This is a genomic window from Amycolatopsis sp. NPDC033938, from assembly GCF_055575975.1.
Genome location: NZ_JBVIRO010000042.1, coordinates 1 through 8,625 on the forward strand (window position 1 = coordinate 1; position 8,625 = coordinate 8,625).

An 8,625-nucleotide genomic window follows, 5' to 3' on the forward strand; every position below is an offset into this window, starting at 1 on the left:
CGCAAAAACGGCCTCAACGTCCTCACCGCACTCCGCGACGCCATCACCGGGAACCCCTGGCTACCAACCAACCCCGCAACCGCCTGACTAGTAACGATTCGGGTTCTAACCCGAATCGCCACTCACGACCGTCAGGTCCGCTCCAAGAACGGCGTCAGCAGCTCCGGCACCGATTCCTCGGCGAAAAACAGGCCCTGCTCCTCCCCCGCGTCGTACACCGAGTACGCCCCGGCTCCGGCGGCCGTGGTCGCGACGACGGTCAGCAATCCCTTACGCCGCTGGAAGATCGACTGCTTGACCGTCCAGCCGATCACGCCGTCGCGCTCCAGTGCGAACGTGCTGCGCCGCACGGTCCCGTGCCGCCCGACGAGGTAGCGCCCGGTGATCCCGTGCCCGAGGTTGCGGTAGGCGTCCAGCGCCAGCAGCACCGACACCGGCAGCAGCACGACGCCGAGCGCCGCGCCGATCACCAGCAGGACGTCGGTCAGCAGGAAGCCGAGGATCGCGAAGATCGCCAGCAGCACCACCACCGAACCGACCCACCAGCGCATCAGTCGTCCCCTCGCGGCGCGCGGATGGCCGGTGAGCCGGACGGCTTCGGTCGGCGAGACCGGTTCCCGCAGCACGTCCGCGGCGATCCGGTTGGCCGTCGCGACCGGCGCGGCGGGCAGAAGCGTGTGGTAGTCGGTCTTGTCGTCGTCATCGCCGCGCCGCATGCCGGTGGCGATCGCGTCGACGCGCGCCGCGCCGGAGATCCGGTTCCCGAGCGGCTCGACGAGGTCGATGCCGCGCAGACGGCGTTCCTCGATCGAGATCGAGCGGGTGGTGAACAGCCCGCGACGTACCCGCAGCGTGCCGCCGGATTCGCGATCGAGCCGGTAGTTCCACCACATCTCGATCCACAGGCCCAGCGCCCCGACCAGGCCGACGACCATCGCGATCGCCAGCAGGAGCAGGATCGCCGCCACCAGCGGGATCTCGCGGAACAGCCCGAACACCCAGTCGATCAGCCCCTGCTGCAGCCCCGCCCACTCCGAGATCTGCATGAGGCCACCGCCCGCGGCGAGCCCCAGCGTCGGGGTCAGGAACGACATCGGCGCGTAGCGGATCCACCGCGGGTCCAGTGTGGCGAGCGGCGCGTTCTCGTCGGTGTCGGCGATTTCGTCGCGCCGCAGGAGTTCCGCGCGCAGCCGGTCGGCTTCGGCTCGGGAGACCGGGTTGAGTTTGAGCCTGCCCTGGCCGCCCGATTCGTGCGAGCCGGTGCCGATGGTCACCACCGCGACGCCGAACAGCCGGTGCAGCGGGTTGGCCGTCAGGTCGACGTTGCGGATCCGGTCGCGCTGCAGGGATTTCCTCGACCGGACCACCAACGTGAACGACGTCTCCAGCCGTTCCGGCGTGACCCGGTACCGCATCGCCCGCCAATAGCACAGGTCGATCAGCACGCTGCCGCCGACGAGCACGAGCCCACCTGCCACGACCCAGGCGAGCGCGACCCAGAACCGCACGCCGCCGCCGACGATCGCGGCCATGGTGGGGATCGCGGCTCCGACGGCCACCCCCGCCATCGTCAGCGCGGTGACCGGGAGCGTCCGCTTGTCGAGTGCGCTCCACCCCTCGGATTCGCCCGAGGTCATGTCGCGTCACCCGGCGTCGCCTGCGTCGTCTCGGTGAGCTGCTCGGACAGGCTCGCGGCCAGTTCGTGGTCGAGCCCCCGGATCTTCACCGCACCCCGCGCCGACGCCGTCGTGACCGTGACGGTCGCGAGCTTGAACACCTGCTGCAGCGGTCCGCGCAGGGTGTCCACGGTCTGGATCCGGGACATCGGCGCGACCCGCCACTCCTGCCAGAAGAACCCCGAACGCGTGTACACCGCTGTCTCGGTGATCTCCCAGCGGTGGATCTTGAACCACCACATCGGCATCGCGATCACCCAGGCCAGTCCCAGCACCGCGAGCACCGCCGCCGGGGTCAGCAGCCAGGTCCGCGCGGGTGCGATGAGCAGCCCGAGCAGCACCAGAACCAGCACCGGCGCACCGAAGATCACCGTCCCCTGCGACCGCCACCAGCCGAGTACGCGCCGGTCCAGCGCGTTCCGCGGCGGCCTCAGCCGCACCTTCCCCCGATCGGCTTCCACCGATGTTCACCCCCGACAGTTGTTTACAATGCGATCGCATCGCAATAATGTGGGACAGTAGTGGCAATGCGATCGCATTGCAAACGGCCTCGGCGGAACGGGACGGTGAAGGTGCCCAAGCAGGTGGATCACGCCGCGAGGCGGGCGGAGATCGCCGAGGCGCTGACGCGACTGACGGCCACACGCGGCCTCGAAGGCGTCAGCCTCCGGCATGTCGCGGCGGAGGCGGGCATGTCGATGGGCCTGGTGCAGCACTACTTCAAGACCAAGGACGAGATGCTGCTGTTCGCCGTCGAGCGGCGCTCCGAGGTGTACGAAGAGCGCCTCAAAGCCCGGCTGGCGGCCGGCGAACTGCCGTCGACCCCCAAAGCCATCCTTCGCGCCATCATGACCGAGATCCTTCCCCTCGACGAGCGCAGCCGGGGCGACTGGCTGATGGGCGTCGCGTTCTTCATCCGCACGATCTCCGACCCGTCGTTCGCGGCCGCGTATTCCGAAGGCGTGCCACAGTTGTTCGCACTGTTCGCCGTGCTGATCCGGCAGGGGCAGGACGCGGGCGATGTCGACAAATCGGCCGACCCGGAGCACGAGGCGGCGATCCTCTGGGCACTCGCCGATTCGCAGGGCACCAACATCGTGATGAAGCACCGCACCCCCGACGAGGCTGTGTCCACTGTGGACTACTACCTCGACCGGCTGTTCGGTGCCGGTTCAGCTCCCGCCGGATGAGGCCGCTGCCGAGGCCCGTACCGCACGCAGCTCCCGGAACAGCTTCCGCAGCGCGGGAACCGCGTCCCCGCCCCGCTCCGCCAGCTCCTCGATCCGCTCCTTGTACCGGCGCCTGTCCCCGCCCGAAACGACGCCGCGGAGTTCGACCGCGGCCGCCAGCGCGGTGAGCGCGGCGTCCACATCGGACACCGGCCCGGAACCCCGCAGCGCCTGATCGACCATGGCCCGCAAGCGTTCGACGACGGCGGGATCCCGCACGATCGGCCGCCGCGACGGGAACAGGCCCAGTAGCCGCCCCGTCCGCAGTTCGATCACGCCCGCCGCGTCGAGCTGGGATTCCAGCGCCTCCAAAGTGCCGCGGGCGTCCTCGCGCACCCACCACTTCCACTTGCGCGGGCTCTTCCCCGCGACCTCGGCGAGCAGCTCGTCGAGGACGAGATCCCCGGTCGGCCCAGCACCGGACACCGTGACCCGGCCGTCCGCGTCGGCGGCCCGGCCGCGCAGCACGAGGTCGGTCAACGCGGCACCGCGGATCAGCAGGCTCGCGCGGTGCCGGTCCCGCAGCCGGCCGTTGGTGACGTCGCAAGCGAGCAGGTACGCCTTGGCGGGTAAGGAAAGTTCGGTCATCAGTGCCTCTCCAGCTTCGGCCAGATCTCGTTCCATGAACCCCGCCTGCCGTCGTACCGCCACAACAGCCCTTCCACCACCGGGGTCACCTCGGCGAAGTACGGCTTGAGCAGTTCCGGATCGAATCCGGCGAACAGCACGCTGTCCGCGGACTCCGGCGGGCGGTCGAAATACCAGTAGCCGCGATGGCCGCTGTAGACACGTTCGATGCCGTACTGCCGTCCGTAGAACTCGGTCGCGGCGGCGAACGGATAGATCTCGGCGTAGACGGCGGTGTGCGCCTTCGTCTCCGGCGGCAGGGCGGCGTAGGTCTCCCCGATCGCCTTGACCAGCTCCTGTTGCGGCAGTTCACCGCCCGCGAAGGAGGTGCCGAGCGCGATCGGGCCGATGCTGGTCCTGGTCATGGTCGCCGGGAAGATCGGCAGGCCGGCGAGGGTGATCACCGCCGAAAGCACCATCACCGGCCAGGCCATCGGCCGCCACCGGGGAACGTGGTTCACGAAGCCGGTCGCCGCGGCGGCGAACGGCAGCGCGAAGACGCTCATCAGGTAGTAGGAACGGCCGTGCAGGACCAGGAACGCCACGATGAGCGCGGCTATCGCTACCCCCAAGAAGCGATAGCCGCGAAGTTCCCGTGAAGAAATCAACCGGACGAGACCGTAGACGAACGCGAGCACACCCGCGCCGACACCCGCCATCAGGAACCCGTCGCGCAGGAAGACCCAGGTGCCGGGGAATTCCGCGGCCACGACGTCGTTCATGAGCAGATACGGCCAGCCGTGCGACGCCTGCCAGACCAGCGTCGGCACAGTCGCGACGAGGGCGATTCCCGCGCCCAGCCACAATTTCGGCCGCCGCACGAGTTCCCGTGGGCCGAGCACGAGCGCGCTGACGAGGGCGAGCCCCCAGAAAGCGGGGACGAGGAACTTCGTCTGCAAGGAGATCGCGGTCACCACCCCCGCCCAGACCAGCAGCCCGTCGCGGCGGGTGCGCGTCCAGCGGACGACCAGCCAGACGATCACCGTCCACAGGAACGGATCGAAGACGTAGGTTCCGATCCAATGGCTGACGATGATCACCCCGGACGTCGCGTAGAGCCCGGCCGCGAGCACCTGCGCGCCGCGTCCACCACCCAGTTCCCTGGCGATCAGGGCGGTGACGACCACGCCCGCCGCCGCGGCCAGCGTCATCGGCAGGCGCAGCATCACCAGCGAACCGGGGAACACCGAGTCCATCGCCCCGGCCAGCGCCGGGATCAACGGCGGCTGGTCGAAATAGCCCCACGCCAGGTGTTCCCGGCCTGCCATCAGGAAGTACAACTCGTCGAAACCGTGCGCGTACCGGCCACTGGTGGCCAGCAGCGCGGCTCCGGCCAGCGCGGCGACGACGAACACCGGCAGGCGGGCGAAGGCCGTCTCCCGCTCCTGTCCTGTTCGGACTGTCAAGGTCGCGTCACTCATGATCTCCACTCCACCCGAGACAGCGCGGTCCCCGAAACCGGGGAAGGAGGATCGCCTGATAGACGAAAGTTGCGGTTCCCCCCGCCCTTGGTCGCCGATGCCGGGCGGCACCGCTTCGGGCTGGCTACCGTGATCCGGTGGAGAAAAGCAGGCCGTTCCGGCCCGGTCCGGCCGACACCTGGTGGCTCACACTGGCGGCACTCGCGTTCGCGGGCCTGGACATCGCGCTGTACGTCTTCGGCGAGCCGACGACGGGCTGGGCGGGGCCCGCCGCGGGGGTCACCCTGCAGGTACTGCTCGATCTGTCGTTGCTCCTGTTGTTCCGGTTCCCGCGACTGGTCGCGGGCCTGGTCTTGGCCGGCGCGTTGCTGATGCTCGCCTCCGACCTGCTTTCCCCCGGGCTGCTGGTGCCGGAGCGGCAGTTGACGTTGATGACCGTCCCGTCGATCACCCCGGTCGTGCTGAGCCAGCTGGCGCGTCTGATCGACCGGCGGACGCTGCTGTGGCTGACCGCGATCCTGGTCCTCTGCGCGTCCCGGCCGTGGGACGCGCACTGGAACACCACCCCGTTCGGCCTGCTGAGCACGGCGCTGCCCACCACGATCTCGCTGTACTTCGAGGCGCGGCGCCAGTTGCTGCGCTCGCTGCGGGACCGGGCCGAACGCGCCGAACGCGAGCAGCATCTGCTCGCCGAACGCGCCCGCGCCGAAGAGCGGCGGAAACTGGCCGAAGAGATGCACGACGTCGTCACCCACCGGCTGAGCCTGATGGTGCTGCACGCCGGGGCGCTCGGCGTCGTCTCGGCCGACGAGGCGGTGCGGGCCTCCGCCGAGGACATCCGGCGTGAAGGCGCGCTGGCGCTGGACGAATTGCGCGACCTCGTCGGGGTGCTGCGCGACGGCGCGAACGCCGGGCCGCGCACCCTCACCGACGGCACGGCAGGCGATCCGGCGACGCTGGTCGCGGAATCGAGCTCGGTGGGCATCCCCACCGAGCTGACCGTGCACGGTGATCCCGGGCGGATCTCCCCCACCGTCGCGCGGACGGCGTATCGCGTCGTGCAGGAGGCGCTGACGAATATCCGCAAGCACGCTCCGGGCTCGACGGCGACCGTCGGGCTCCGCTATCACGCGGACGGCCTGGACATCGCCGTGGAGAACACGCGGGCGGGAGCCCCGGCCGATCCCGCGCTGGCTGGCAGCGGATCCGGCGCCGGTCTGGCCGGGCTGCGTCAACGCGTGGAGCTGATCGGCGGCCGGTTCGGCGCGGGTCCGATCGCGGGCGGCGGCTACCGCGTCGATGCGATACTTCCCGCCTACGTTCCGACGGCGGAAGGAGATGCGTGATCCGGGTGGTCGTCGTCGATGACGAACCGATGGTCTGCGCGCATCTGCGGACGATCCTCGGTTCCGCGGCCGACATCGAGGTGGTGGCGCAGGCCCAGGACGGTGCCGAGGCGGTCGAAGCCGTCGTCCGGCACCGGCCGCGGGTGGTGCTGATGGACCTGCGGATGCCCGGCGTCGACGGGCTGACCGCCATCGAACGGATCGCGAAACTCCCGGAGCCGCCCGCGGTCGTCGCGCTGACGACGTTCGACGCGGACACCTACGTCATCCGCGCGCTGCGGGCGGGCGCGGCCGGGTTCCTGGTGAAGTCGACGCCGCCGGAGGATCTCATCGGGCTGGTCCGCGTCGCCGCCGACGGGCACACCGTGCTGTCTCCCGAGGCCGCGCGGCGGCTGGTGGCGATGTCCGCCGACGGACGGCGTCGCGGCGACGACGCGCGGCGCAAGACCGAGGGGCTGACCGAACGGGAGACGGATGTCCTCGCCTGCCTCGGCGAAGGACTGTCCAATGCGGACATCGCGGCGCGGCTGCATCTGGCGGAGGCGACGGTGAAGAGTTACGTGTCGCGGATGCTGGTCAAACTGGACTGCGCGAACCGGACCCAGGCGGGGTTGCTGGCGCACGAGGCCGGTCTGGTCAAGCGCTGAGCTGCCCGTCATAAGTCTTGCGGGCGTCGAGGACCTCGCCCATGTGCACGCGGGCCCATTTGTCGAGCATGTCAAGCGGCTCGGCCAGATTGCGGCCGAGGTCGGTCAGCTCGTACTCGACGTGCGGCGGGATCTCCGGATACGCGGTGCGGGTCAGGATGCCGTCGCGGACGAGGCTGCGCAGCGTCTGCGTGAGGACCTTCTGCGAGATGCCGCGCACGCGTTTGCCGATTTCGGTGAACCGGAGCGGGCCGTCGCCGAGCACGCCGACGATCAGCACGGTCCACTGGTCGCCGATGCGGTCGAGCAGCGCGCGGGTGGGGCAGTCGGGATCGTACGGGTTTCCGAGCACGTGACCTCCTCACTCTCCCGGGGAGAGTAACACGCCTAGCGAGAGGGGCTGGGCTGCATGAGCGCCTCGAACAACAGGATGAGGTGACGGCGGCCGCGGTCCCAGCGCGCCTCCAGTTCGTCCTGGTCACGGGTCGCCCAGCTGGCGATGAGGATGCCGCGGACGACGTCCATCGCCGTGTACACCGCGTGCAGGAACTCAGGATGCGCGGAATGCTCCGGGAGCAGCGCCTTGCCGAACTCGACCAGGCTGCTCGTCGCGATCGGCTCGACCACCGCCATCTGCGCGCGCAGCTCCGGGTCGGTGCGCGAGGCCACCCACAGCTCGACGGTCGCCGAGAAGACCGGCCCCTGGTGCATCTCCCACATCAGCTGCAGCGCGTCGCCGACCGGGTCGGCCGACGCCTTGAGCCGGTCGATCTCCGCCATCGCGACCTCGGTGCGCTTGGCCGCGAGATGCCGGATCGCGGAGGTCACGAGGTCGGCCTTGGTCGGGAAGTGGTGCACCTGCGCGCCGCGGGTCACCCCGGCGCGATCCGCGACGCGGGTCGTCGTGGTGCCCGCGTAGCCGTACTCGACGAGGCAGTCGATCGTGGCGTCGAGCAGCCTGACGCGCATCGCGGCGCTGCGTTCCTCCTGCGTGCGTCGTGGGGCTGCCATGCGCCTACTTTATGGGGCGCCTCGCGAGGCGCGCGCCACGAGGCCGTCGACCATGCGCCCGAAGAAGCGACCGAGGAACCGGCGATAGAACCAGCCGGTGCCGGGGATCTTGGCGGTGAACGACGCGTGCCAGTGGATGTCGGTGCCGCCGCGTCCACCGCGCACGGGCGTGAGATCGACATACGCCCGGTAGTCCCGCAGCGGCATCCCCTGGCGCAGCGTGTAGCCGAAGCGTTTGCCGGGTTGGAGCGCGATGACCTCTTCGCAGGCGTTGACGCCGTTGGTACTGAAGACGCCGACGGCGCCGAGACCGTTCTGGTCGCCCTTCTCGAGGAGACGGAACTTGCCCAGCGGGGACCAGTCGGGCCAGTGCTCACGGTCCAGGAGGAGGGCGTAGACGGCGTCAGGGCTCGCGCTCGTGTGGCCTTTCGCGGAAATGCGCTGGATCTTCGCCATGCGGGCCTCCTTCTTCCTCTTTTCCAGACCTACCACAGCCGATGGCTCTGCATTTAGTCCTGCAACGGCGCTTGGGTGGTGTGTGGTAGATCATCGTGGTGGTGGTCGATGTGGTGGTGGATCAGCTGGGTCGGGTGCATGATCGGATCGCGGGTCGGTTCACGCGGTCGGAGCCGCGGGTGAGGGCGCGGGAGTATGTGTCGGGCCTGGTC

General features: G+C 69.7%; 9 protein-coding genes and 2 pseudogenes. 4 read left to right on the forward strand and 7 right to left on the reverse strand.

The features are described 5' to 3' along the window. Positions 1–131 precede the first annotated feature (131 nt). The gene (locus tag ACZ5ZX_RS41585) at positions 132–1,637 is read right to left on the reverse strand and encodes a PH domain-containing protein (RefSeq protein WP_465507517.1); all 1,506 of its coding nucleotides are present in this window, start codon (positions 1,635–1,637) and stop codon (positions 132–134) included. After that, positions 1,634–2,137, reverse strand: a complete 504-nt coding sequence (locus ACZ5ZX_RS41590; RefSeq protein ID WP_465507518.1) for a PH domain-containing protein — start codon at positions 2,135–2,137, stop codon at positions 1,634–1,636. The genes ACZ5ZX_RS41585 and ACZ5ZX_RS41590 overlap by 4 nt, the downstream gene beginning before the upstream one ends. Positions 2,138–2,203: 66 nt before the next feature. On the opposite strand from ACZ5ZX_RS41590, the gene ACZ5ZX_RS41595 reads away from it, so the two are divergent. Next, positions 2,204–2,866 (forward strand): TetR/AcrR family transcriptional regulator, encoded by a 663-nt coding sequence (locus tag ACZ5ZX_RS41595; RefSeq protein WP_465507519.1) that lies wholly within the window; start codon positions 2,204–2,206, stop codon positions 2,864–2,866. Here the strand turns inward: ACZ5ZX_RS41595 and ACZ5ZX_RS41600 are convergent. Beyond that, positions 2,849–3,493, reverse strand: coding sequence for a GOLPH3/VPS74 family protein (locus ACZ5ZX_RS41600; RefSeq protein ID WP_465507520.1), 645 nt, complete (start codon positions 3,491–3,493; stop codon positions 2,849–2,851). The genes ACZ5ZX_RS41595 and ACZ5ZX_RS41600 overlap by 18 nt on opposite strands. Continuing rightward, positions 3,493–4,953 carry an ArnT family glycosyltransferase gene (locus tag ACZ5ZX_RS41605; protein WP_465507521.1) on the reverse strand — a complete coding sequence of 487 codons (1,461 nt, stop codon included), beginning with the start codon at positions 4,951–4,953 and terminating at the stop codon, positions 3,493–3,495. Before ACZ5ZX_RS41605 ends, ACZ5ZX_RS41600 begins: the two co-directional genes overlap by 1 nt. A 137-nt stretch (positions 4,954–5,090) precedes the next feature. Here ACZ5ZX_RS41605 and ACZ5ZX_RS41610 point away from each other — a divergent pair. Continuing rightward, positions 5,091–6,321 (forward strand): annotated as a pseudogene (locus ACZ5ZX_RS41610) (sensor histidine kinase). A 7-nt stretch (positions 6,322–6,328) separates the two neighbouring features. Further along, entirely contained in the window at positions 6,329–6,946 is a 618-nt protein-coding gene (locus ACZ5ZX_RS41615; protein ID WP_341865683.1) for a response regulator transcription factor, read from the forward strand. Here ACZ5ZX_RS41615 and ACZ5ZX_RS41620 read toward each other — a convergent pair. From ACZ5ZX_RS41620 to ACZ5ZX_RS41630, 3 genes are read right to left on the reverse strand one after another with little or no spacing between them, the layout of a single operon-like run. Continuing rightward, positions 6,936–7,298 (reverse strand): winged helix-turn-helix transcriptional regulator, encoded by a 363-nt coding sequence (locus ACZ5ZX_RS41620; protein WP_465507522.1) that lies wholly within the window; start codon positions 7,296–7,298, stop codon positions 6,936–6,938. The genes ACZ5ZX_RS41615 and ACZ5ZX_RS41620 overlap by 11 nt on opposite strands. A 35-nt stretch (positions 7,299–7,333) precedes the next feature. Further along, positions 7,334–7,915 carry a TetR/AcrR family transcriptional regulator gene (locus tag ACZ5ZX_RS41625; RefSeq protein WP_465507524.1) on the reverse strand — a complete coding sequence of 194 codons (582 nt, stop codon included), beginning with the start codon at positions 7,913–7,915 and terminating at the stop codon, positions 7,334–7,336. A 51-nt stretch (positions 7,916–7,966) separates the two neighbouring features. Next, positions 7,967–8,413 carry an SRPBCC family protein gene (locus ACZ5ZX_RS41630; protein WP_465507523.1) on the reverse strand — a complete coding sequence of 149 codons (447 nt, stop codon included), beginning with the start codon at positions 8,411–8,413 and terminating at the stop codon, positions 7,967–7,969. 98 nt (positions 8,414–8,511) lie between these two features. On the opposite strand from ACZ5ZX_RS41630, the pseudogene ACZ5ZX_RS41635 reads away from it, so the two are divergent. Further along, positions 8,512–8,625: pseudogene (locus ACZ5ZX_RS41635) on the forward strand (IS701 family transposase); the annotation flags it as partial.